Annotated in this window: 24 protein-coding genes; 5 read left to right on the top strand and 19 right to left on the bottom strand. The window is 72.1% G+C overall.

The window, feature by feature from the left end:
• Positions 1-37 precede the first annotated feature (37 nt).
• A complete protein-coding gene (locus tag AB0N17_RS23640; protein WP_366013421.1) occupies positions 38-1,225 on the top strand; it encodes a TerD family protein in 1,188 nt (395 codons plus the stop codon).
• Between the two features lie 45 nt (positions 1,226-1,270).
• Here AB0N17_RS23640 and AB0N17_RS23635 read toward each other — a convergent pair whose 3' ends face one another.
• Positions 1,271-1,837 carry a helix-turn-helix domain-containing protein gene (locus AB0N17_RS23635; RefSeq protein ID WP_366013420.1) on the bottom strand — a complete coding sequence of 189 codons (567 nt, stop codon included), beginning with the start codon at positions 1,835-1,837 and terminating at the stop codon, positions 1,271-1,273.
• A gap of 108 nt (positions 1,838-1,945) precedes the next feature.
• On the opposite strand from AB0N17_RS23635, the gene AB0N17_RS23630 reads away from it, so the two are divergent.
• Entirely contained in the window at positions 1,946-3,388 is a 1,443-nt protein-coding gene (locus AB0N17_RS23630) for an MFS transporter (protein ID WP_366013419.1), read from the top strand.
• Between the two features lie 28 nt (positions 3,389-3,416).
• Here AB0N17_RS23630 and AB0N17_RS23625 read toward each other — a convergent pair whose 3' ends face one another.
• The 5 genes from AB0N17_RS23625 to AB0N17_RS23605 form a co-directional block, all read right to left on the bottom strand.
• Positions 3,417-4,436: a 1-aminocyclopropane-1-carboxylate deaminase gene (locus AB0N17_RS23625; protein ID WP_366013418.1), complete on the bottom strand. Its 1,020-nt coding sequence runs from the start codon at positions 4,434-4,436 to the stop codon at positions 3,417-3,419.
• A gap of 13 nt (positions 4,437-4,449) precedes the next feature.
• Positions 4,450-5,097, bottom strand: a complete 648-nt coding sequence (locus AB0N17_RS23620) for a GntR family transcriptional regulator (protein ID WP_366013417.1) — start codon at positions 5,095-5,097, stop codon at positions 4,450-4,452.
• Between the two features lie 127 nt (positions 5,098-5,224).
• Entirely contained in the window at positions 5,225-6,805 is a 1,581-nt protein-coding gene (locus AB0N17_RS23615) for a TROVE domain-containing protein (protein WP_366013416.1), read from the bottom strand.
• A gap of 355 nt (positions 6,806-7,160) precedes the next feature.
• Entirely contained in the window at positions 7,161-8,615 is a 1,455-nt protein-coding gene (locus AB0N17_RS23610; protein ID WP_366013415.1) for an alkaline phosphatase PhoX, read from the bottom strand.
• Between the two features lie 162 nt (positions 8,616-8,777).
• Positions 8,778-10,205 carry a hypothetical protein gene (locus tag AB0N17_RS23605; RefSeq protein WP_366013414.1) on the bottom strand — a complete coding sequence of 476 codons (1,428 nt, stop codon included), beginning with the start codon at positions 10,203-10,205 and terminating at the stop codon, positions 8,778-8,780.
• 266 nt (positions 10,206-10,471) lie between these two features.
• Between AB0N17_RS23605 and AB0N17_RS23600 the strand changes: the two genes are divergently transcribed.
• Positions 10,472-12,298 carry an endonuclease/exonuclease/phosphatase family protein gene (locus tag AB0N17_RS23600; RefSeq protein ID WP_366013413.1) on the top strand — a complete coding sequence of 609 codons (1,827 nt, stop codon included), beginning with the start codon at positions 10,472-10,474 and terminating at the stop codon, positions 12,296-12,298.
• 54 nt (positions 12,299-12,352) lie between these two features.
• Here the strand turns inward: AB0N17_RS23600 and AB0N17_RS23595 are convergent, their stop codons facing one another.
• The 4 genes from AB0N17_RS23595 to AB0N17_RS23580 all read right to left on the bottom strand — a co-directional run bounded on the left by AB0N17_RS23595 (position 12,353) and on the right by AB0N17_RS23580 (position 14,247).
• On the bottom strand, positions 12,353-12,919 hold the full coding sequence (locus tag AB0N17_RS23595; protein WP_366013412.1) for a DUF3618 domain-containing protein: 567 nt from the start codon (positions 12,917-12,919) through the stop codon (positions 12,353-12,355).
• Positions 12,916-13,335 (bottom strand): phage holin family protein, encoded by a 420-nt coding sequence (locus AB0N17_RS23590; protein ID WP_366013411.1) that lies wholly within the window; start codon positions 13,333-13,335, stop codon positions 12,916-12,918. The genes AB0N17_RS23595 and AB0N17_RS23590 overlap by 4 nt, the downstream gene beginning before the upstream one ends.
• 61 nt (positions 13,336-13,396) lie before the next feature.
• Positions 13,397-14,089, bottom strand: coding sequence for a hypothetical protein (locus AB0N17_RS23585; RefSeq protein ID WP_366013410.1), 693 nt, complete (start codon positions 14,087-14,089; stop codon positions 13,397-13,399).
• Complete coding sequence (locus tag AB0N17_RS23580; protein ID WP_366013528.1) at positions 14,086-14,247, bottom strand: hypothetical protein; 162 nt, start codon at positions 14,245-14,247, stop codon at positions 14,086-14,088. The genes AB0N17_RS23585 and AB0N17_RS23580 overlap by 4 nt, the downstream gene beginning before the upstream one ends.
• Positions 14,248-14,390: 143 nt before the next feature.
• On the opposite strand from AB0N17_RS23580, the gene dapA reads away from it, so the two are divergent.
• The gene (gene dapA, locus AB0N17_RS23575) at positions 14,391-15,293 is read left to right on the top strand and encodes a 4-hydroxy-tetrahydrodipicolinate synthase (protein ID WP_366013409.1); all 903 of its coding nucleotides are present in this window, start codon (positions 14,391-14,393) and stop codon (positions 15,291-15,293) included.
• Between the two features lie 30 nt (positions 15,294-15,323).
• Here the strand turns inward: dapA and AB0N17_RS23570 are convergent, their stop codons facing one another.
• Positions 15,324-16,544 carry a WD40 repeat domain-containing protein gene (locus AB0N17_RS23570; protein WP_366013408.1) on the bottom strand — a complete coding sequence of 407 codons (1,221 nt, stop codon included), beginning with the start codon at positions 16,542-16,544 and terminating at the stop codon, positions 15,324-15,326.
• Positions 16,541-17,089 (bottom strand): SigE family RNA polymerase sigma factor, encoded by a 549-nt coding sequence (locus tag AB0N17_RS23565; protein WP_366013407.1) that lies wholly within the window; start codon positions 17,087-17,089, stop codon positions 16,541-16,543. Before AB0N17_RS23565 ends, AB0N17_RS23570 begins: the two co-directional genes overlap by 4 nt.
• Positions 17,090-17,229: 140 nt before the next feature.
• On the opposite strand from AB0N17_RS23565, the gene AB0N17_RS23560 reads away from it, so the two are divergent.
• Positions 17,230-17,736 (top strand): hypothetical protein, encoded by a 507-nt coding sequence (locus AB0N17_RS23560; protein ID WP_366013406.1) that lies wholly within the window; start codon positions 17,230-17,232, stop codon positions 17,734-17,736.
• A 738-nt stretch (positions 17,737-18,474) separates the two neighbouring features.
• Here AB0N17_RS23560 and dapD read toward each other — a convergent pair.
• The 7 genes from dapD to sufC all read right to left on the bottom strand — a co-directional run bounded on the left by dapD (position 18,475) and on the right by sufC (position 23,399).
• Entirely contained in the window at positions 18,475-19,461 is a 987-nt protein-coding gene (dapD, locus tag AB0N17_RS23555) for a 2,3,4,5-tetrahydropyridine-2,6-dicarboxylate N-succinyltransferase (protein ID WP_366013405.1), read from the bottom strand.
• A gap of 63 nt (positions 19,462-19,524) precedes the next feature.
• The gene (locus AB0N17_RS23550; protein WP_366013404.1) at positions 19,525-20,061 is read right to left on the bottom strand and encodes a TetR family transcriptional regulator; all 537 of its coding nucleotides are present in this window, start codon (positions 20,059-20,061) and stop codon (positions 19,525-19,527) included.
• On the bottom strand, positions 20,061-20,384 hold the full coding sequence (locus AB0N17_RS23545; RefSeq protein ID WP_366013403.1) for a multidrug efflux SMR transporter: 324 nt from the start codon (positions 20,382-20,384) through the stop codon (positions 20,061-20,063). The genes AB0N17_RS23550 and AB0N17_RS23545 overlap by 1 nt, the downstream gene beginning before the upstream one ends.
• Before the next feature lie 182 nt (positions 20,385-20,566).
• The gene (locus AB0N17_RS23540) at positions 20,567-20,899 is read right to left on the bottom strand and encodes a metal-sulfur cluster assembly factor (RefSeq protein WP_151783435.1); all 333 of its coding nucleotides are present in this window, start codon (positions 20,897-20,899) and stop codon (positions 20,567-20,569) included.
• Positions 20,896-21,363, bottom strand: coding sequence for a Fe-S cluster assembly sulfur transfer protein SufU (sufU, locus tag AB0N17_RS23535; RefSeq protein WP_366013402.1), 468 nt, complete (start codon positions 21,361-21,363; stop codon positions 20,896-20,898). Before sufU ends, AB0N17_RS23540 begins: the two co-directional genes overlap by 4 nt.
• Positions 21,364-21,381: 18 nt before the next feature.
• On the bottom strand, positions 21,382-22,638 hold the full coding sequence (locus AB0N17_RS23530; RefSeq protein ID WP_366013401.1) for a cysteine desulfurase: 1,257 nt from the start codon (positions 22,636-22,638) through the stop codon (positions 21,382-21,384).
• The gene (gene sufC, locus AB0N17_RS23525) at positions 22,635-23,399 is read right to left on the bottom strand and encodes a Fe-S cluster assembly ATPase SufC (RefSeq protein ID WP_366013400.1); all 765 of its coding nucleotides are present in this window, start codon (positions 23,397-23,399) and stop codon (positions 22,635-22,637) included. Before sufC ends, AB0N17_RS23530 begins: the two co-directional genes overlap by 4 nt.
• Positions 23,400-23,406: the final 7 nt, after the last annotated feature.

Raw genomic sequence — 23,406 nt, 5'->3', positions numbered from 1 at the left:
GTAAAGCGGTGTCGTTCGTTCACCCGGCATGACAGCTATGACCCCTGGCTCGAACATCCCTCTCTCCACCGTGCGCGTCACGGTGGACGTCGCCGCTCCCGTGCGGCTCGACGTGTCGGGCCTGCTGCTCACCGCCGACGGCAAGGTGCGCTCGGACGACGACTTCATCTTCTACAACCAGCCGGTGGGCCCGGGCGTGTCGTATGCCTCCGGTGGCGGCGCGGCGCCCGACGCGATCACCGTGGACACCGCCGCCGTCCCGCCGGACATCGAGAAGATCGTGGTCACGGCCAGCCCGGACGCGGCCGGCCAGACCTTCCAGGGCATCGAGCCGACGGCCACCGTGCGCGACGCGGACGGCGGCGAGGTGCTGGCCACGTTCACACCTCCGCAGCTCGGCACGGAGACCGCGCTGGTCGTCATGGAGATCTACCGCCGGGGCGGCCAGTGGAAGGCCCGCGCGGTCGGCCAGGGGTACGCCGACGGCCTGGCCGGCATCGCCACGGACTTCGGGGTGACGGTGGAGGAGCCGGCCGCGGCGGCACCGGCGGCCGCGGCACCGGCACCGGCACCGCAGGCGGTCGCCCCGCAGACTCCCCCGCCTCCCGCCGCTCCCCCGGCGCCGCCCGCCGCGGTGCCCGGCACCGGGAAGGTCAACCTGGACAAGGGCCGGGTCAGCCTGCAGAAGAACCAGACCGTGTCCCTGGTCAAGGGCGGCCGTCCGCTGCTGTCCCTGGTGCAGATGGGCCTCGGCTGGGAGCCGGCGTTCCGCAGCGCGGACATCGACCTGGACGCGTCGGTCATCGCGTACGGGCCGCAGCGCAACCACATCGACAGCTGCTACTTCGGCAAGCTGACGATCCTGAACGGCGCGGTCAAGCACTCCGGGGACAACCTGACGGGCGAGGGCGGGGGCGACGACGAGGTGATCGTGGTCGACCTCGGCCGGCTCCCGCAGGAGGTCACCGGGCTGGTCTTCACGGTCAACTCCTTCTCGGGCCAGAAGTTCACGGAGGTCGCCAAGGCCTACTGCCGCCTGGTGGACACGGCCACCGGCGAGGAGCTGGTCCGCTTCGACCTCACCCACGCGGAGCCGCAGACGGGCGTGATGATGGCGAAGCTGGTCCGCCAGTTCTCGGGCGAGTGGGACATGACGGCGGTGGGCGAGTTCGTGAAGGCTCGCACGGTGCGCAACATGGTGGAGCCGGGGGCCCGGGCGCTGTAGCTCACCGTAGGGCCGTGCCGGGGAACGGCAGCCCCCGGCACGGCCCTACGGCCGCAGCCCCTCCACCAGCAGCCTCAAGTACCGCCCGATCTCCCGCCCCTGCCCGTTCGCCAGCTCCGACGCCGTGGACACCCCGTGCGCCAGCCGCAGCAGCTCGATCGGCTCCAGGTCCTCGCGCAGCGCACCCTCCGCCTGCGCCGCCTCCACCAGGCGGCTCGCCGCGCCCTTCACCACCGTCCCGCACGCCGTCAGCGCCGCCGAGCTGCCGTCGGTCACCGCCGACCCGAGCAGCGCCTTCATCCCGCGCACCTGGATCGTGGCGACGCACAGCTCCTGCAGCCACTCCATCAACGCCTCGCCCGGCGGCAGTTCCCTCGCCAGCTCCTCGGCCCGCACCCCGAGCGCCTCGATGCGGTCCACGTACGCCGCCTCCAGCAGCGCCTGCCGCGTCGGGAAGTGCCGGTAGAGCGTGCCCGAGCCGACGCCCGCCCGCTTGGCGATGTCGTCGAGTGACGCGTTCTCCCCATGCTCGGCGAAGGCCTCGGCCGCCACCTTCAGCAACCGCTCGTAGTTGCGCCGAGCGTCCGCACGCATGGGCCTGACCTGCGTCATCCAGTAACTCCTTGCAAACCGGGGACCCTCTCCGTATTTTAGCGGGCATTAAACGGAGACAGTCCCCGCTTATCGTCGCCGCGGGGGCGACCAGACCGGGAGACCGCCATGTCCATCCCGTCCGCACCGTCCGCCGCCACCGACGCGCCCACCACGCCCTCGCCGCCCGCGAGGCTCGGCACCACCCTTCTCGTCATCGTCACCGCCTACCTGATGGTCGGCGTCGACTCCACCGTCGTCAACGTGGCGCTGCCCGACATCCAGCGGGGCCTGCACTTCAGCCGCACCGGCCTGTCCTGGGTCCTCAACGCCTACACCCTCGCCTTCGGCGGGCTGCTGCTGCTCGGCGGGCGCGCCGGCGACCTCCTCGGCCGCCGCCGCACCCTCACCGCCGGCGTCCTGCTGTTCGCCCTGTCCTCCCTGCTCGGCGGGCTCGCCACCGACGGCACCTGGCTCCTCGCCGCCCGCGCGCTGCAGGGTCTGGGCGGCGCCCTGATCGCCCCGAGCACCCTCGCCCTGATCACCACGAGTTTCCCCGAAGGCCCGCCCCGGCACCGGGCGCTGAGCGTCTACTCGTCCATGGCCGGCATCGGCGGCTCCGTCGGCCTGGTCCTCGGCGGCATGCTGACCTCCTGGGCGTCCTGGCGCTGGGCCCTGCTCATCAACGTGCCCCTGGGCATCGCCCTCGCGCTCGCCCTGCCCCGCTTCGTCGCCGAGACCCCGCGCCACGCGGGCCGGTTCGACCTGGCGGGCGCGCTCACCGGGACGGCCGGGACGACTTCGCTGGTGTACGCGTTCATCCGGGTCTCCGGCTCCGGCTGGAGCGACACCCGGGCCCAGCTCGGCCTCGGTGCGGCCGCGGCCCTGCTGGCCGCCTTCGTCCTGGTCGAGGCGCGGGCCGGCCAGCCGGTCCTGCCGCTGCGCCTGTTCGCCGACCGCGACCGGGCGGGCGGCTACCTGAGCATCCTGCTGCTGCCCGCGGGCATGTTCGGCGCCTTCTACTTCCTCACCCTGATCTGCCAGCAGGTGCTGCGCTACAGCCCGTTGCGCGCCGGCTTCGCCTTCCTGCCGATGACGCTGGTGATGTTCACGACCGTACGGCTGGTGCCCCGCCTGCTGGCCCGGTTCGGCACCAAGCCGGTGCTGCTGACGGGCATGTCGCTGGTCGCCGTGGGCACCGGCCTGCTGTGGCGGCTGCGCGCCGGGGACGGCTACACGGCCGGACTGCTCGGCCCGCTGCTGCTGTTGGGGCTGGGCGTGGGGCTGAGCTTCATGCCGTTGAACGCCACGATCCTCGCCGCCGTCGCGCCGCGGGAGGCGGGCGCCGCCTCCGGGCTGCTGCAGAGCCTGCAGTGGCTCGGCGGGACCGTCGGCCTGTCCGTCCTGGTCACCGTGTACGGCACGGCGACCCGGCACGCCGCCGGGTCGCCGGACGCCGTCCTCACCCACGGCGCGGCCGACGCGTTCGGCGTGGGTGCTCTGATCGCCCTGGCGGCGCTGCTGGTGGCGGGGACGGTACTCACCGGCGGCAAGCCCCGGCCCGGCGCCTGAGGTCGCGCCGTCCGGCGGCCCCGCCCCGTCAGAAGAGCGCGCTGTACGCGTTCAGCGCCGGCTGGCCGCCGAGGTGGGCGTAGAGCACGGTGGAGTCCCTGTCGATCTCCCCGCGCCGGACGAGGTCGACGAGTCCGGCCATCGACTTCCCCTCGTACACCGGGTCGGTGACCATGCCCTCGGTCCGCGCGGCCAGCCGCATGGCTTCCAGGGTGGCCTCGTCCGGGACGCCGTAGGTCCCCGCGTGGTACCGCTCGTCCAGCTCGACGGTCATCTCGCCCTCGACGCCGAGCAGTCCGCCGGTGGCGGCCGCGATGCGGGTGATCTGGTCCCTGGTGGCGGCGGGCCTGGCGGAGGCGTCGATGCCGATCACCCGGCGGGGCCGGCCGCCCGCCTCCTCCAGCGCCCGGAACCCGGCCACCATGCCGGCCTGCGTGGACCCGGTCACCGAGCACACGACCACCGTGTCGAAGAAGACGCCCGTCTCCCGCTCCTGCTCGGCCACTTCGGCGGCCCATCCGGCGAAGCCGAGGCCGCCGAGCGGGTGGTCGGAGGCGCCGGCCGGGACGGCGTACGGCTTCCCGCCCGCCGCCTCGACGTCCCGCAGCGCCTGCTCCCAGCTCTCCTTGGTCCCGATCCCGAACCCGGCCCGCACCAGCCGCACCTCGGCCCCGGCGAGCCGGCTGATCAGGATGTTGCCGACCTTGTCGTACACGGCGTCCGGCCAGTCCACCCAGCTCTCCTGCACCAGGACACAGGCCAGCCCCGCCCGGGCGGCGACGGCGGCGACCTGGCGGGTGTGGTTGGACTGCACGCCACCGATCGACACGAGCGTGTCACAGCCCTGCGCGAGCGCGTCGGCGACCAGGTACTCCAGCTTGCGCGTCTTGTTGCCGCCGTAGGCGATACCGGAGTTGCAGTCCTCCCGCTTGGCCCAGAGCGAGGCGCCACCGAGGTGCTCGGTCAGGCGCTCCAGGGGGTGCACCGGGGAGGGGCCGAACAGGAGGGGGTAGCGCTCGTACGACGCCAGAGCGGCGGACAGGGACACGGGACCTCCAGGGTCAGTCGGCGTCGGCCAGGTCGGCGAGCGTGCGCCAGATATCGGCCGTGACCTGGACGGCACCGTCCACGTCGGCGGCGGCGCAGGCCTCGATCAGCCGCTCGTGCAGCCCTGCGGAGCGGCAGGAGCCGCCCTCGCCGAAGCGCTGCCGCTCCAGGCGGCGGATGAGCGGGGTGTAGCGGGCGACGGTGGCGGCGGCCGCGCGGTTGCCGCTCACCCGGACCAGGACGTGGTGCAGCTCGTCGTCGGCGCGCAGGGCCTCGTCGACGTCACCGGTGCGCACGGCGGCGGCGAAGCGCTCGTTGGCCGCGCGCATCCCGTCCAGGTCCGTCTCCCGCAGGCGGGGTACGGCGACCCGGGTGACCAGCTCGTGCATCGCACCGACCACGGCCGCCGCGTCCCGCACGTCGGCGGCGACGAGCGGGGTCACCCGGGTGTAGCTCTGCGGCTTGCTCTCCAGCAGCCCCTCCTCCACGAGCCGCGCGAACGCCTCGCGCACGGGTGCCCGCGACAGCCCCAGCCGCTCCGCCAGATCGGCGTCGCGGACCACGGCGCCGGGCTCGATCTCCCCCGCCACGATGGCGTCCCGGATCGCGGCACAGGCGCGGTCCCTGAGGAGGGTGCGGGGCACGGGACGCAGGGTCTGCATGGGCTGAAATGTTAGATGTCAGCCGGAGCGATGAAAAGGGGTGTGGCCCGCACCCCCCGTAGAAGTGCGGGCCACGTCTCACGGCCGGCCGCGTCTGACTTCTGCCACGGCTCGGTCCTGCCGAGGCTCAGTCCTGCCACGGCCAGTGGGCGTCGCGTGCCGCTTCGAGCAGCGGCACCATGCGGAAGGCGGAGTCCGACAGGCCGCCGAAGGTGTGACGGTTCGCCGTGCCCGAAGGACCGTGACCCGCCCGGTAGCCCTCCAGGTTCCAGGTGTAGACCGGCACATCGGCCGGAATCCGGTCCGTCGGCTCGCCGAGCCGGTGCGGGGCGTACTGCTCGTCCGTGACGATCAGCACCCGGTCGTGGTTCCGGTAGTGCCGGCGCACCGCCTCGGTGGTGTCGGTGCCGCCCAGGTTGCCGAAGCGCTCCAGGACCTTCAGCACCGACTCGCCCCTGCGGAACTCCACCCGGCCGCTGGTCGACCCGAACTGCACGAGGTCGGCCTCGGCCGCCCGCAGCGCGAGCGCGGTGCCGAAGATCGCCGCCGCGTCGGCCCGGGTGAGCTGCGAACGGTCGGCCGACTGCGCCCAGAACATCGAGCCCGAGCGGTCGACGAGCACCAGCGTCCGGCCCGGCAGCGCGGGCACGTTGGCCAGCGAGTGGCCGAGCGCCCGCTCCAGCGGGTGGGCCCAGCGCAGCGAGGGCGCGTGTCGGTAGGCGGCCAGGTAGCGGAAGGGGAACTGCCGCGAGCGCGCCACCTGCTCCGGGTCGCTGAACCTGGCCGCGACCTGCGCGGCGACCTCGTCCGAGACCCCGGCCTCGTCGAAGTTGCGCAGGTTCCGCACCAGAGCCATCGGGCCCATGGACGGGATCACGGCCTCCCAGGCCGCCCGGTCCATCGGGCCCTGGAGCCAGCCTGCCAGCGCCTCCCAGGTGATGCCGGCCGCCGCGAGCCGCTCGGCACCGCCGGGCGAGGTGACGACCGCGCGCCGCTCCCCCACCGGCAGCGCCATCAGCTCGTGGTGCGCCGCGAGCACCGGCAGCGAGGCCGGCGGCACGGCGGTGTCCGGGTGGTGCCGGCGGTCGAGGGCGTACCGGAACAGGTCGCCCTGCCACGGCTTGTCCGGGTCCGGTGCCGCGTGCACGAGGTTGAGGATGTCGCCGAAGCGGTAGCCCCTGGACGCGGTGTCGTACTTCAGCAGCGCCTTGGCGTGGTAGAGCCGTCGTACGGCGTCGGCGGTCCCGCGCTTGACCGGCTTGGGGACGGCGCGTCCGTACGTCGACGTCCAGTAGGCGAGCAGCTCGCCGGGCTCGTCCGGGCGCTGCAGCACCGCGTCCACGACCTGCCGGCCCGTGGGGCCGTCGGTCGCGCCCGCCGTCAGCCGTGCCCGCACGTACTCGGCGGCGCCGACGATCGAGGCCGTCCGCATGTTGCCGTCGCCGCGCAGCCAGCGCAGCAGTCCGGCCGTCCAGGCCGGGTCGCTGACGGCGAGGTCGCGGACGAGGCGGGCGAACCGGTCGTCGCGGTCCTCGGCGCTCTCGTAGAAGGTGTTCCCGAGGAAGTGGGACACCGCGAGCAGGAAGAGTTCCGAGCGCGCGTCGCGCTCCCGGCCCCGGCCGCCCTGGTGCGTGCGCAGGGTCCGGCCGGTGCCGGTGACCGGCGAGGTGGGCTGCGCCTTCGCGGCACGCGTGTTGAACCGCGCCATGGTGAATTCCCCCGAATTCATTGCCGTTTCGGAGGGAGGCGCAGCAAATGGAGGGTGTCCGAGATCAGGTGTCGGCGGCGGACTTAGTCAAATGCTCTATCCATTGAGCTACACCGGCCCTGGGCCGGTGACGGGAGTCGAACCCGCAACCTTCTGATCCCATGAAGTAACCGCTGCCTGCGCACCGGGCACCCACCATGAGCTGCGCCTCCCGAGATCAGTCCGGCCGCGGCTGTTTTTCATTCCGTGAAAGGGAAGTAGCCGCTGCCCTCGCACCGGGAGGTGCGTGACGTCGTGATCTCACTGTAGGAGGCGCAGCCGACGGGGTGCGAGCGAATTAACGCCGCTTCGCCGGTTACCGCTTGTGCCGCTTCCACGGCCCGGTGACGGCGAGCATGATGCCGGGCGTCTGGATGTTGGCGAACAGGGTGCGGCCGTCGGGCGAGAAGGTGACGCCCGTGAACTCGCTGTACTCCGGCTCGGTTTCGGTCCCGATGTTGAGTTCGTTGCGGGCGATCGGGTACGTACGGCCGCTCTCGGTGGCGCCGAACAGGTGCTGGACGCCCTCGCCGTCCTCGGCGATGACCAGGCCGCCGTACGGGGAGACGGTGATGTTGTCCGGGCCGTCGAAGGCGCCGTCCTTCTCCGGGGCCGGGTTGACGCCCAGCAGCACCTTCAGGGTGAGGGTGCGGCGCTTGGGGTCGTAGAACCAGACCTGGCCGTCGTGCTGGACCGGGCTCTCCGAGCGGGCGAAGGAGGAGACGATGTAGGTGCCGCCGTCGCCCCACCACATGCCCTCCAGCTTGCGGGCGCGGGTGATCTGGCCGTCGGCGAACTGCTTGCGGGTGGAGACCGTCGTGGCGTCGCGGTCGGGGACGTCCACCCAGTCGACGCCGTAGACCGTGCCGGTCTTCGTGGCACGGGAGAGGTCGTCGACGAACTTGCCGCCGGAGTCGAAGCACTTGAAGGCCTGCAGCACGCCCGCGTCGTCGGCGAGGGTGCGCAGCCTGCCGCGGCCGTGGCGGAAGCCCTCCGGCGGGGTCCAGCGGTAGAGCAGGCCGTTGGGGCCGGCCGCGTCCTCGGTGAGGTAGGCGTGGCCGCGCTTGGGGTCGATGACGACGGCCTCGTGGGCGTAGCGGCCGAGGGCCTTGACGGGCTTGGGGCCGCGGTTGGCCCGGCGGTCCTCGGGGTCGACCTCGAAGACGTAGCCGTGGTCCTTGGTGAAACCGTTCTTTCCGGCCTTGTCCTCGGTCTCCTCGCAGGTCAGCCAGGTGCCCCACGGGGTGCTGCCGCCCGCGCAGTTGGTGGCGGTGCCGGCGATGCCCACCCACTCGGCGACCTCGCCGCCGCGGCGGACCTCCACGACGGTGCAGCCGCCGGCCGCCGCCGGGTCGTAGACCAGGCCCTCGGTGAGCGGGACCGGGTGCGGCCACTGGGCGCGGGCGCCGGCCAGCTCGTGGTTGTTGACCAGGAGGGTGGTGCCGCGGGGGCCCTCGAAGGCGGCGGTGCCGTCGTGGTTGGACGGCGTGAACTCACCGGACTCCAGCGTGGTGCGGCCGCTGTAGGTGATGATCTTGTACGTGAAGCCCGCGGGCAGGGCCAGGATGCCGTTCGGGTCGGGGAGCAACGGGCCGTAGCCGACGCCGTGGTGGTGGCCGCCGTGCGCCGAGTCCGTCTCCTCGACGGTGTCGACGTCGGTCGCGGCGAGGGCGTTCGGGGCGGTGGCGAGGGCGCCGACGCTGCCCGCCAGGGCGACCCCGGCACCGGTGATCGCGGATTTTCTGGCGAAGTCCCTGCGGGTGAGCGACATGGTGTGTCTCCTGAGACGGTGGGAGTGCCGTGGAGGGTGGCGGACCGCGGTTCGGCGCACACGCTCCCGCCACACCTTGAACGGGAGTTGAACAAAGGCCTACTTCGGAGGCCCTTGTTCAAGAATCCGTATGCACCGGCCCATGGCCGACCCAAGAGGCCGTCAGCCGCCCTGCTGGGACCGCGCCTTGAAGGCCGCCTTCCGCGCCAGCTTCGCCACCTTCTTGTCCGGGTGCAGCCGCCCCATCGCCTCCAGCACCTCCGCGGTGGCCGGATGCCCCACCCGCCAGGCCGCGGCGAAGAAGCCGCTGTGCTGCGCGGCCAGCCCCTCGACGAGCGCCTGGAGTTCCTCCGAGTTGCCCTCGGCCTGGAGCTGGGCGGCCACCGTGTCGATGGTCAGCCAGAACACCAGTTCCTGGGACGGCGCCGGCACCCCGGCGGCGCCCCGCTCGCTCAGCCACACCCGGGCGAGCCCGCCCAGCTCGGGGTCGTCGAGGACCTCCCGCAGGGCCGGCTCGGCCTCCGGGCCCACCAGCGACAGCGCCTGCTGGCAGCGCAGCCTGCGCAGCGGCGCGCCCGCGTCGGCGCCCCGGGCCGCCGCCAGCAACTCCCGGGCGGAGGCGAGCGGTTCCCGCCGGGTGAGCCACTGCTCCGTCTCGGCCCGGGCGGCGGACTGTCCGAAGCGGGCGGTGCCGTCGAGCAGCGCGTCCGCGCCCTTGTCGGCGAGTTCACCGACCGCGGGCGCCTCGAACCCGGCGTCCAGCAGGCGGGCCCGCAGCCCGTACGCGCCGAGCGGGGTGAGCCGGACCATGCCGTAGCGGGAGACGTCGTCCTCGTCGACCGGCGCGGCGGGCTCCTCGTCGGCGTCGGCCATCAGCGCCTCGTCGACCGGCTGGTACTCCACGAGGCCGATCGGCTCCAGTATCCGGAACTGGTCGTCGAGCCGCATCATCGCGTCGGAGACCTGCTCCAGGACGTCGTTGGTGGGCTCGCCCATGTCGTCGGGCACGATCATCGACGCGGCGAGGGCCGGCAGCGGGACCGGGCCCTCACCGGGGCCGTCCTCACCGACGGTCAGCAGATAGAGGTTGCCGAGGACGCCGTCGAGGAACTCGGCCTCGGCCTCCGGGTCCCAGTCGAGTGACGAGAAATCGACCTCGCCGCCCTCCTCCAGCGCGTCGACCAGACCGTCCAGGTCCGGCACGCTCGCGTCGGCCAGGACGGTGTCCAGGGCGGCGAGCCACACCGAGAGGACGTCGTGCGGGGAGCCGCCGGTGAGCCGCTTCAGCTCCTCCGCGGCCCGGACGGTCCCGGCCTCCTCGTCCACGATCTCGACCAGGCCCGCGTCCACCGCGACCCGCCAGGCCTCACTGGCGGACGCGGCGGCGTCGTCACCGCTGAGTCCGAGCTCGCCGGCGGCGGCCGGAAGCTGCTCCTCGAGGAGTCCACCGCCCGCGTCGACGCGCGTGTCGGGCCCGGCCCAGCGGGCGAGGCGGGCGGCGCGGGAGAGCACCGGCGTGGACAGCGCGGCGCGCGCCAGCTCCGCTTCGGGGTGCAGCCGTACGGGCGGCAGGGGGGAGCTGTCTGACATCGGCTGGTTCTCCTCGGACCGTGAAACTGGCTCAGCCGCTCAGCCTAGACGGATTTCGCCCCATGCCGCCCGGTTCATCTCCCCGTCGACGGCAGTACATGGCCGAAACCTTGACAACTCCCGGCGCCAGGCAGGAGATTGACGCGCGTAGAAGTTGGGGGGACAACTGTTCACTCGGCTCTATGCGTGTCACGGAGGGCTACGAGCCCCACACGCTCCCGTACCACCCTCGTCCCGGCGTTCACGTATGTCCCCGGAGGGAACCCTTGCCGAGCAGGTCTTCCGCGCGCCTCGCCGCGCTCACCGTCGCCGCCGTCTGCAGCGCCGCGTCCGCCGTCGTCCTCACCTCGCCCGCGCACGCCGACTCGGTGCGCATCCACGACATCCAGGGCACGACCCGGATATCCCCGTTCGCCGGGCAGAAGGTGGCGGACGTGCCCGGCATCGTCACGGCCACGCGCACCTACGGCTCCTCGAAGGGCTTCTGGATCCAGGACGCGGCCCCGGACGACAACCCGGCCACCAGTGAGGGCGTGTTCGTCTTCACCAGCTCCACGCCGAAGGTCGCGGTCGGCGACTCGGTGACGGTGACCGGCACGGTCTCCGAGTACGTCCCGGGCGGCGCCTCCACCGGCAACCAGTCGCTGACGGAGATCACCAAGCCCACCGTCACCACCGTCTCCACCGGCAACGCGGTCCCGGCGCCGGTCGTGATCGACGCCGGGTCGGTCCCGCGCGCCTACACTCCGGCCGGCGACACCGCCGCGAACGGCTCGATCAACGGCCTGACCCTGGACCCCTCGGCGTACGCCCTGGACTACTACGAGTCCCTGGAGGGCATGAACGTCCAGGTCGAGGACACCCGTGTGGTCACCGGCACCGACCCCTACGCCGAGCTGTGGGTCACGGTGAAGCCGCACGAGCACCGGAGCCACCGCGGCGGCACGGTCTACGGCTCCTACGACTCCCAGAACACCGGCCGGCTGCAGATCCAGTCGCTGGGCTCGACCGCCGACTTCCCGAAGGCGAACGTCGGCGACACGCTGGAGGGCGCCACCACCGGCCCGCTGGACTTCAACCAGTACGGCGGCTACACCCTCGTCGCGAGCAAGCTCGGCACGCTGGACAGCGCCGGCCTGGAGCGCGAGACGACGCGGAAGCAGTCGGGCCGCGAGCTGGCGGTGGCGACGTACAACGTCGAGAACCTCGACCCGTCGGACAACACCTTCGACAAGCACGCCGCCGCGATCGTGGACAACCTGCAGTCGCCGGACATCGTGTCCCTGGAGGAGATCCAGGACGACAACGGCGCCAAGGACGACGGCACGGTCGACGCGAGCGTCACCGTGAACAAGCTGATCGACGCGATCGTCGCGGCGGGCGGCCCGAAGTACGACTGGCGCTCCATCGACCCGGTCAACGACCAGGACGGCGGCGAGCCGGGCGGCAACATCCGCCAGGTGTTCCTGTTCAACCCGGAGCGGGTGTCCTTCGTGGACCGCGCGGGCGGCGACTCCACCACCGCGGTCGGCGTCACCGAGGAGCACGGCAAGGCCGAGCTGACGGCCTCCCCGGGCCGGATCGACCCGGCGAACGCGGCCTGGAAGGCCAGCCGCAAGCCGCTGGTCGGCCAGTTCGTCTTCCGCGGCAAGACCGTCTTCGTGATCGGCAACCACCTGATCTCGAAGGGCGGCGACCAGCCGCTCACCGCGCAGTACCAGCCGGTGACCCGCAGCTCGGAGATCCAGCGTCACGCGCAGGCGACCGCGGTGAACACGTTCGTCAAGGACATCCTGAAGATCCAGAAGAACGCGGACGTCATCGCCCTCGGCGACATGAACGACTTCGAGTTCTCCGACACCGCCAAGATCATGGAGGGTGACGGCGAGCTGTGGTCGGCGATCAAGTTGCTGCCCAGGAACGAGCGTTACACCTACGACTACCAGGGCAACGAGCAGGTCCTGGACCAGATCCTGATCAGCCCGGCGATCCGGCGCGGCTGTGACTTCGAGTACGACAGCGTGCACATCAACTCGGAGTTCAACGACCAGATCAGCGACCACGACCCGCAGGTGCTGCGGTTCCGTCCGTGACACGGGGCGGGACCGGCCGGACGTCGCCGTCCGGCCGGTCCCGCCGTCCCGTGCTCAGTGCCGCCGGTCGACCCTGCGCCAGATCACGGCCGCGGCGACGACGGCGGCGCCCGCCGCGCCGGCGATCAGCACCGGCTTCGGATGGCGCAGCGCGGCGCCCCAGGCGGAGCGCACCGGCGCGGGCACGCGCGTGTCGTGCTGCGCGGTCTGCCCGGCGTGCGCCGCGCGGTCCTGCAGGGCGTGCCCGGCCTGCGCCGCCCGGTCCTGCAGGGCGTGTCCGCTCCGGCCGGCCTGCTCCTGCATCAGATGGCCGGCCTTCGCCATGCGCTCCTGCGCGGTGTGCCCGGCCTTCAGGGCGCGGTCCTGCATCAGGTGGCCGGCCTTCGCCGCCCGGTCCTGCATGCCGTGCCCCGCGTGGGCGGCGCCGGCCCGCAGCTGGACGGTCATGGCGCCCGCCTTGTCCCTCAGGTCGGCGGCCCGCACCCGGGCCCGGCCCTTCACATCGGCCTTGCCCACCAACTGGGCGATGGTGTCGCCGAGTTGGTTCCTGGTGTGTTCGATCTGCTGCCGCAGCTCGTCGGGGCCCTTGGCGCCCGAGCGGTGCGGGATCCTGTGCGTCATCGGTGTGCCCTTTCCCTGATCACGTCGACGTCCGCCCTGACGCTGCCGAGCGTCTCCTCGGGGGTCGGCGGGGCGGCGCGGCGCAGCTGGGCCCGTCCGGCCGCGGCCAGCAGGCCGGCCACGGCGAAGAACACCGCGGCCACGATCAGTGCCGCCGCCCACACGGGCAGCGCCACACAGAGGGCGGCGGTGGCCGCTCCGGCCAGGACGATCAGCCCGACGTATCCGACGGCGCCGGCGGCGCCCAGCAGTCCGCCGCCGCGTCCGGCACGCCGTCCCTTCTCGGCCATTTCCTCCTTGGCGAGGGCGACCTCCTGGTGCAGCAGCCGGGAGAGCTGTTCGGTGGCCCGGCCGACGAGTTCACCCGTGGAGGGGTGCCCGTCGGCCGCGGGCCGTGCGTGGGGGGTCACGGTCACGGTGTTCCGCCTCCTCTCTGTACGGAACCTTCGGGTACCCGGGCCGAAGACCGTTAGACCGTCAGCCCTGTCCTCCTCCCTGCGACCCGCGCTCGCCAAGGCGCGCGAGTTGGGTCTGGAACCAGTCGAGGCGGGCCTGCAACAGCGCTGCCTCGGCGGTCAGTTCCGGTACGCCCGGCGCACCGGCGGCCGTCAACTCGGCGTACGGGGGCGGTGTACCGCTCCCCGCGACCACCCGCAGCCCCTCCCCGGCGAGCCGGGCGAAGGAGGCGAGCGAGACGGACGTACGGGCGCGGACACAGCCCGCGCAGGCGGGGGCGAGGGCCCGCCAGCCGGGTCTGCCCCAGCCGGCGTCGGCCAGGGCGACGGCGGTGGTGCCGCAGGCGCAGGCGCCGGCGACGGCGGTGCGGACCCGCTGCCGGGCGTAGCGGAAGCCGCGCTCGAAGCGGATGTAGGCGCCGAGCACGGACACCTCCAGCAGGACCGCCTCCCGGTGCTCGGCCGTGCACAGCAGGGCCTCGGCGGCCGCGCGCTCGTGGACGCAGTGGAAGCCGCAGTCGCACAGGCGCGCGGGCGGGCGGTGCCGCCTGCCGTAGACGCAGGAGGCCTCGTCCAGGACGCCGTAGGGCAGCGCGCCGCCGAGGGAGACGCCGGTGAACCCGGCCCGGGTGCCGTCCTGGGACAGCACCGGGTGGGCGATCTTGTATCCGGTCGGCGGCTCCGCCGGGCGTTCCGCCGGGAGCCGCAGCCTCATCGGGCTGCCGGTACCTCTTCGCGGGCCGGCCCGGCCGGTTCGGCCGGTTCGGTGCGGGTGCGCTCCTCGGGGAGCTCGGTCTCCTGCTCGTGGACGAGCGGCCGCTCCTCGGCGACCCCGGTGGCCAGTGCCTTGCCGAGCTTCATGGTGCCTCCCATGACGACGTCGGTGACCCTCCGGCCATAGTGACCCATGAGGTGCCGAGTTGGACACAGGACCCGGGATCATTGAAGCAATGCTTATAGATGACTCGTAGGAAATTTAAGTTGAGCTACACCCACGTCCCGCCGACACTACCCCCATGACGACCTCACGCGAGCCCTCCCGCCCCTTCGGCCGCACGCTCTGCGCGATGATCACGCCGTTCACCCCGTCGGGCACCCTCGACCTGGACGGCGCCGGACGACTGGCGGAACACCTGGTGGCACGGGGCTGCGACGGTCTGGTCCTGAACGGCACGACCGGCGAGTCGCCGACGACGACGGACGCGGAGAAGGCGGAGCTGGTCACGGCCGTCCGGGACGCGGTCGGCGACCGGGCGCGGCTGGTCACGGGCGTCGGCAGCTCCGACACCCGGCACACCGTCGAGCTGGCCCTCGCCGCCGAGAAGGCGGGCGCCGACGGGGTGCTGGTGGTGACGCCGTACTACAGCAGGCCACCGCAGGAGGCGGTGGAGGCGCACCTTCGCGCGGTGGCCGACGCGAGCGGGCTGCCGGTGATGCTCTACGACATCCCCGGCCGCACCGGCACCCGGATCGAGCCGGAGACGATGCTCCGCCTGGCCGGGCATCCCCGGATCGTGGCCGTCAAGGACTGCTCCTACGACTTCCTCGGCACCCAGAAGGTGCTGGCCCGCACGGACCTGGCGTACTACGCGGGCTGCGACGAACACGTGCTCGCGCTGTACGCGGTCGGCGCGGCGGGCTGCGTCAGCACCGTCGCCAACGCGGTCCCCGGGCACATCGCCGCGATCCTCGACGCCTTCGACGCCGGCGACACCGCCCGCGCGACCGGACTGCAGCTGCGCGCCACGCCGTTGATCGAGGCGATGACGGGCGCGGGCCTGCCCGGCACGGTCACCGCGAAGGCCCTCCTGGCCCGCCTCGGGCTGCCCGCGGGCCCGGTGCGCGCACCGCTGCTGCCCGCCGGCCGGGAACCGGCCGACGGGCTGCTGGCGCGCTACGAGGAACTCCTGGCGGTCTGATCAGCGGTCGAGGAACTCCTGCCGGTCTGATCAGCGGTCGGCGAACACCGGCTGCCAGTCCCGTGCCCCGTAGCCGTCGTTCGGCTCCTGGAAGCCGCTGAGCGGGACGACCTTGCCACTGCCGATCGTGACCAGCACCAGCCGGGGCCGGTACCGCGCCACGTCCGGGTCCCGCTCCCAGGCGATGAGCCGCTTGTCGTCCGCCCAGGCGAGCAGGTGGGAGCCGCGCACCCGGGTGATCTCCTTGCCGGTCAGCGGATCGCGGATCGAGGAGTACGACGTGTGGTGCGGCTCCGCCACCAGGCCCCAGGCGGCGAGCCGGCCGTCCGGGGACAGCCGGGCGCTCACGTCCGACCGCAGACCGCGCTCGTTCGCGGGCGCGGCGACCTTCCTGCCGGTGAGGTCGTAGAACTGCTGCGTGCCGTCGCGGGGCCCCACGACATGCGCGTACAGCAGGTCACCGGTGCGGCTGAAGGAGAAGTCCTCGCGGCCGAGGGACTCCCGGCCCGGCGGGACCGCGGCCCAGCTGCCCCTGCCGGAGGCCACGTCCAGGACCTCGAAGCCGGTCCGGGACGTGGAGCCGAACCCCGGCCCCCAGTCGTAGCGGCCGGTCCGCGTGTCCATCACCTTCGAGAACCCGTCGGGGTTCTCCGTGTACGCCGTGGCGACCAGCCTGCGGCCGTCCCGCGAGAAGGCGAGCCCGGCGACGCCGTGCGACACCGGGATCCACCGCTCGACCCGGCCCGTGGCGAGGTCGAGCAGTCCGATCCGGGGAGCGGGCAGGTCCCGCTCCAGCACGGCGGCCGTCCGCAGGCCGGGGGCGACCGCGACGAACGACCAGCGGTCGTCCTTCTCGTAGCGGCCGGTCCTCGGGTTCAGCAGCCAGTACGTGCGCTCGCCGGCCGCGGTGCCGGAGCTCCGCGGCACCACCTTCAGGGTGTAGTACGCGGCCAGCACCGACCGCCCCGCCGCGATCCGCTCGCGCGGCGGCCCCTGGTCCGGGTGCGCCGTGACGTCACGGGAGCCGGGCACGCCGGACGGCCGTACGTCCTTCCCGCCGCCGGAGTCCAGCAGGGGCGCCCCGACGCCGACGGCGACCACCGCCGCGGCGGCGACGGCGACGGACACCAGCCGACGGGTACGGCGGCGCCGCAGCGCGCCCAGTACCCGGTCGGCGAATCCCGGCGCTGCCGGCTGCTGCTGCGCGGCCTGCTCCCGCAGTGCGTCACGCACGAAATCCTCGACGTTCACGGGCGCACCTCCAGGGGCGAGAAGTCACGGGACGGCCGCTGCTCGCCGCCGAGCGCGGACAGTTCGGGCGCGAGGACGCGCAGCCGGGCCAGGGAGCGGTGCGTGGTGGACCGTACGGTGCCCACGGAGCAGCCCAGGATCCGGGCCACGTCGGCCTCGGGCAGGTCCTCGAAGTAGCGCAGCACCAGGACGGTGCGCTGGCGGGCGGTGAGCCGGGACAGCGCCGTGCGCAGCACGAGCCGCAGCTCGGCGGCGCCCGAGGCGTCCGGGGCGTGCCCGGTGTCCGGTGGTTCGGCGACGGTGACCTCCCGCCGCCACCACTTCAGCCGCCAGCGGCTGACCTGCTGGCGGTACAGGATCCGCCGTACGTACGCCTCCGGATCGTCGATCCGCTGCCAGCGCCCGGCCGCCTTCACCAGCGCGTTCTGCAGCAGGTCCTCGGCGGCGTGCCGGTCCCCGCCGGTCAGCAGGACGGCGGTCCTCAGCAGCGCGGTCGACCTGCCGGCCACGAACTCCCGGAAATTCTCCTGCGCTTCGGCATCCATCGTCACCTTCTCTTTCCCCCGGGCCCCGGCTGTCCGGGCCCTGCACTCCTTGTGACGCGTGGAACGGCGCGCGGCTATGCCTGTACCGAGGCGACGGAAATCCCGGTGCCCGCGGGCGCCCGCTGCCCTAGCGTGTCCCCGTGAGCCGCCCCCTGCTGTTCCTGGACGTCGACGGCCCCCTCAACCCGTACGCGGCCAAGGCCCAGCGCCGTCCCGAGGGCTATACGACCATCCGGCCGACCGTGGGCTCCTTCCGGCGTCCCCTGCGGGTCTGGCTGAACCCGGCCCACGGCCCGGCGCTGCTCGGCCTGGGCTACGACCTGTGCTGGGCGACCACGTGGATGGCCGAGGCCAACCGCTGGATCGCCCCGGTCGTGGGCCTGCCCGAGCTGCCGTACGTCGACTTCGGCACCGGCCTGTTCGCGTTCCGGCCTGACGGGGTGCACTGGAAGACGGAGGCGATCGTCGCGTACGCGCAGGGCCGCCCGTTCGCCTGGGTGGACGACGAACAGTCCCCGCAGGACACACGCTACGTCGGCACCCACCATCCCGGCCCGGCCCTGCTCCATCACGTGGACCCGAGGATCGGCCTGCGGGAGCCGGACTTCGCGGCCCTGCGGGACTTCGCCACCACCCTGCCCGCCTGACGAAGCGCCCCGCACCGCACGGGGCGTCAGTGGTGGCTGTCGCCACCTGCAAGGAAAGCGTGTTGGTCAGGTGATGAGGGGGGTGGGGTCTGGGGCCTGCACATAGTCCCGAGGTGGCTCCCGGGGACCTTTATGCCCACCCCCCTTGACCGCGGACCTCGTAGGTTCTCTGACCGGTCTCCATCCACCGGGCAAGCTAGCAAGGGGCACTGACATCGACTGCGGGACAGAGGGGGAGGCTGAGCCCGGGACGGCGACGCCGGTTCCGGCGAGGCTGCCGCGTATCGCGGTCCGGATGGTCACGCGAGAATCCCCTCTTGACAGCCACGCACACGGGGAGAGAAGCCGGCGCACTGGTCGAGGTGAAACGGCGCGCCCGCGCGAGTGGGCACCCAACCATGTCGCAGGGCGGATGCAATGGCACTGGCGACATCGCCGGGCAGTACCGGCTTACCCAGGCCTCCAAGCCAGTTGCTCAGGTGGGGCTGGTTCGTGGTGACGACGAGAGTCGTCCCGGGACGATCCGCATGTTTCCCTTGCGCCGCAGTGCCATATCTGCCCCCTTCGATCCCGGGATGCCGGCGGACCACGCTCAACGAAGGTCCGGTGCGATATTCGGGCCGTTTCGGGGCCGTCCAGGGTCAGCCGACGTCGACCAGCAATGACAGAAGCCCACGGCATCTGAACTGGGCAGAGCCGTGGGCTACTTCAGCCTCGCTGGTCAGCGGAGCCCGTGTGTCAGTTGTGGCTGTGCAAGATGTCGTTCAGGCCGCCCCAGACCGCGTTGTTCGGGCGGGCCTCGACCGTGCCGGTGACCGAGTTGCGGCGGAAGAGGATGTTGGAGGCGCCGTTCAGCTCGCGGGCCTTGACGATCTGGCCGTCGGGCATGGTGACCCGGGTGCCCGCGGTGACGTACAGGCCGGCCTCGACCACGCACTCGTCGCCGAGCGCGATGCCCACGCCCGCCTCCGCGCCGATCAGGCAGCGCTCGCCGACGGAGATGATCACGTTGCCGCCGCCGGACAGGGTGCCCATGGTGGAGGCGCCGCCGCCGATGTCCGAACCGTCGCCGATCACGACGCCCGCGGAGATGCGGCCCTCGACCATCGAGGTGCCCAGCGTGCCCGCGTTGAAGTTCACGAAGCCCTCGTGCATGACCGTCGTGCCCTCGGCCAGATGGGCGCCCAGCCGGACCCGGTCGGCGTCGGCGATGCGCACGCCCTTGGGGGCGACGTAGTCCGTCATCCGCGGGAACTTGTCGATCGAGGTCACCTGCAGGTGCAGGCCCTCGGCACGGGCGTTCAGCCGCACCTTCTCGACGTCGTCCACGGCGACCGGGCCGAGCGAGGTCCAGGCGACGTTGGCGAGGTGGCCGAAGATGCCGTCCAGGCTCTGGCCGTGCGGCTTGACCAGGCGGTGCGAGAGCAGGTGCAGTCGCAGGTAGACGTCGTGTGCGTCGATCGGCTTCTCGTCCAGCGAGGCGATGACCGTGCGGACCGCGACCACCTCCACGCCCCGGCGGGCGTCCGGGCCGATCGCCGCGGTCGCGCCACCGCCCAGCAGCTGGGCCGCCCGCTCGGCGGACAGCCGCTCGGTGCCGGCCGGACCCGGCTGCTCGACCAGTTCGGGAGCCGGGAACCAGGTGTCGAGAACGGTGCCGTCGGAGGCGATCGTGGCGAGGCCGGCGGCCACGGCGCCGGTGGTACGGGAAGCAGTGTCGGTCATGGGGAAAACCTAACGTGGGGCGGGGTGCGGGAGCGAACCGTGTCTCACGTGCCGGGCGCCGGTTCAGGGGATCACCCGAGCCAGCACGGCCCGGGCGTACTCCTCGTCGTACGAACCGCCCGTGAGCAGCACCTGCAGACAGATTCCGTCCAGCAGGGCCACCAGCGCCCGCGCCGTCACCGGGTCCACCCGCGCGGTCAGCCCCCGGACGGTCTCCTCCGTCCACTGGGCGGCGACCGGGCGCAGGGCGGGGCGGCGCAGGGCCGCGAGATACAGCTCGTACTCCAGCTCCACGCCCGGCCGGTCGCGTCCGAGCCATTCGCCGAGGACGCGGGCCAGACCGGCCGCGAGGTCACCGCCCGTGTCGGCCAGGACCCCGCTCGCGTCGAGCACCTGCGCGAACCCCTCGTTGGCCTGGCAGAGGGCGGCCACCAGCAGGTCGTCGAGGGTGGCGAAGTGGTAGGTCGTGGAGCCGAGCGGGACGTCCGCCTCGGCGGCGACCGTACGGTGGCTCAGCCCGGCGATGCCGTCCCGGCCGGCCACCCGGATCGCGGCGTCGATGATCCGCCGGCGCCGCTCGGGGTCGTAGCGCCGGGGCATCAGTGGCTCGCCCCACCGAGGTTCAGCACCACCACTCCCCCGATGATCAGCAGGATCCCGGCGACCTTGGTCGTGTTCAGTCCCTCCCCGAACAGCAGCAGACCGAGGACGGCGATGGTCGCGGTGCCCGCCCCGGACCAGATCGCGTACGCCGTGCCGATCTGCACGCTCTTCAGCGTCCGGGCGAGCAGCGCGAAGGAGACGAGGTAGCCGAGAGCCGTCACGAGCGAGGGCCCCAGCCGGCTGAACCCCTCGCTGTACTTCATCGCCGTCGTCGCGGCGACCTCGGCGGCTATGGCGCCGGCGAGCATCAGGTATCCCATGTGTACGAGCGTACACAACGATGTGTACGGCCGTACGCATCAGCCGCTCGAAGGCGGAGTCCCGGCATGCGGGTGTGCGGGTATGCGGGCATGCCGGCATGCGGGCATGCGAAAGGGGCCACGGCACATGGCCGTGACCCCTTGTCGCGGGCTCTGTCCCCGGGCTCTGCCCGGGCCCTGGCTCAGACGTTGAACCCGAGCGCCCGAAGCTGCTCGCGGCCGTCGTCCGTGATCTTGTCCGGGCCCCACGGCGGCATCCAGACCCAGTTGATGCGCAGTTCGCTGACCAGGCCGTCCGTGGCGGACTTGGCCTGGTCCTCGATGACGTCCGTCAGCGGGCAGGCCGCGGAGGTCAGGGTCATGTCGACGGTCGCGATGTTGGACTCGTCCACATGGATGCCGTAGATCAGGCCGAGGTTGACGACGTCGATGCCCAGCTCGGGGTCGACCACGTCCATCAGGGCCTCACGGAGTTCCTCTTCCGAGGCCGGCTTCATCTCGACGGTGTCGCTCATGCGGTCTTCCTTTCGGCGTCGGCGCCATCCAGCGCCTGGGCCGTCGCGTCCTTCCACGCCATCCAGCTCAGGAGGGCGCACTTGACCCGCGCGGGGTACTTGGAGACACCGGCGAACGCGACCGCGTCCTCCAGGATGTCCTCCATCGCGTCGTCCGGCTCGACCCGGCCCTTCGACTGCATCAGCTCCAGGAAGGTCTCCTGGATCTTCTGCGCGTCGGCCAGTTCCTTGCCGACCAGCAGCTCGTTCAGCACGGAGGCCGAGGCCTGGCTGATGGAGCAGCCCTGGCCCTCGTACGAGACGTCCGCGATCTTGGTGCCGTCGTACTTCACGCGGAGGGTGATCTCGTCGCCGCACGTCGGGTTCACATGGTGCACCTCGGCGTCGCCATCCCGGAGACCACGCCCGTGCGGGTTCTTGTAGTGGTCCAGGATGACTTCCTGGTACATCGAGTCCAGCTTCACGGTTTCAGCTCACGCCTCTCAGCCGAAGAAGTTCCGTACGTGCTCCAGGCCGTCGACCAGTGCGTCGATCTCAGCCGGCGTGGAGTACAGATAGAACGACGCTCGCGTGGTCGCAGGAATTCCGTAGCGCAGGCAGACGGGTCGCGCGCAGTGGTGGCCGACGCGGACCGCGATGCCCTGCTCGTCCAGAACCTGGCCCACGTCGTGCGGGTGGATGTCACCGAGCGTGAAGGAGATCGCCGCGCCCCGGTCCTCGGCCGTCGTCGGACCGATGATCCGCAGGTCCGGGACCTCGGCCAGACGCTGCACCGCGTACTCGGTGAGCGCGTGCTCGTGGGCGAGGATCTTGTCCATGCCGATCGACTGGAGGTAGTCGATCGCCGCGCCCAGCCCGACCGCCTGCGCGATCGGGGGCGTGCCCGCCTCGAACTTGTGCGGCGCCGGGGCGTACGTCGAGGAGTGCATCGAGACGGTCTCGATCATCTCGCCGCCACCCAGGAACGGGGGCAGGTCCTCGAGCAGCTCCTGGCGGCCCCACAGGACGCCGATGCCGGTCGGGCCGCACATCTTGTGGCCGGTGAAGGCCACGAAGTCGGCCTGGAGGGCCTGCACGTCCAGCGGCATGTGCGGAGCGGCCTGGGAGGCGTCGATGCAGACCAGCGCGCCGACCTCCTGGGCGCGGCGCACTATCGCCTCGACCGGGTTGACCGTGCCCAGGATGTTCGACACCAGCACGAAGGAGACGATCTTCGTCTTCTCCGTGATGACCTCGTCGATGTTGGACAGGTCGAGCCGGCCGTCCTCGGTGAGGCCGAACCACTTCAGCTTCGCGCCCGTGCGCTGCGCCAGCAGCTGCCACGGCACGATGTTGGAGTGGTGCTCCATCTCCGTGATGACGATCTCGGTCTCGTGGTCCACCCGGTAGGGCTCGTCGGCCCAGCCCAGCATGTTCGCCACGAGGTTCAGCGACTCGGAGGCGTTCTTGGTGAAGATCACCTCGTCGCGGCTCGGCGCGTTGACGAACGCCGCGACCTTGTCGCGCGCGCCCTCGTACAGCGCCGTGGCCTCCTCGGCGAGCACATGCACACCGCGGTGGACGTTGGCGTTGTAGCGCTCGTAGTACTCGCTCAGGGCGTCCAGCACCTGGCGCGGCTTCTGCGAGGTCGCCGCGTTGTCCAGGTACACGAGCTTCTTGCCGTCGTGGACCACACGGTCCAGGACGGGGAAGTCCTTGCGGATCGCCTCGGTGTCGAGGAGGCCCGGCAGCTGTGTCACGCGGATGCGCCACCCTTCACGTATGCCTCGTAGCCCTCGTTCTCCAGCTTGTCCGCGAGCTCGGGGCCGCCGGACTCGACGATGCGGCCGCCGGCGAACACGTGGACGTAATCGGGCCTGATGTAGCGCAGGATGCGCGTGTAGTGCGTGATCAGCAGGGTGCCGACCTCGCCGGTCTCGCGGACGCGGTTGACGCCCTCGGAGACGATGCGCAGGGCGTCGACGTCCAGACCCGAGTCGGTCTCGTCCAGGATCGCCATCTTCGGCTTGAGCAGCTCGAGCTGGAGGATCTCGTGGCGCTTCTTCTCACCGCCGGAGAAGCCCTCGTTCACGTTGCGCTCGGCGAAGGACGGGTCCATGTTGAGGCGCTCCATGGCCTCCTTGACCTCCTTCACCCAGGTGCGCAGCTTCGGGGCCTCGCCGCGGATGGCGGTGGCGGAGGTGCGCAGGAAGTTGGAGACCGAGACGCCGGGGACCTCGACCGGGTACTGCATCGCCAGGAACAGGCCCGCGCGGGCACGCTCGTCGACGGACATCTCCAGGACGTCCTCGCCGTCCAGGGTGACGGTGCCGCCGGTGATCGTGTACTTCGGGTGACCCGCGAGGGAGTAGGCGAGGGTCGACTTGCCGGAGCCGTTGGGGCCCATGATGGCGTGCGTCTCGCCCTGCTTCACGGTGAGGTCGACGCCCTTGAGGATCTCCTTCGTGGCGTTGTCGGCCTCGACGGTGACGTGCAGGTCTCGGATTTCAAGCGTAGCCATGGGTGCC

It is taken from the genome of Streptomyces sp. NPDC051133 (genome assembly GCF_040682635.1).
In the GTDB taxonomy this organism is placed as follows: Bacteria; Actinomycetota; Actinomycetes; order Streptomycetales; family Streptomycetaceae; genus Streptomyces.
The sequence above is the reverse complement of the archived record's forward strand: the minus strand, read 5'-3'. Positions and strand labels throughout refer to the sequence as shown.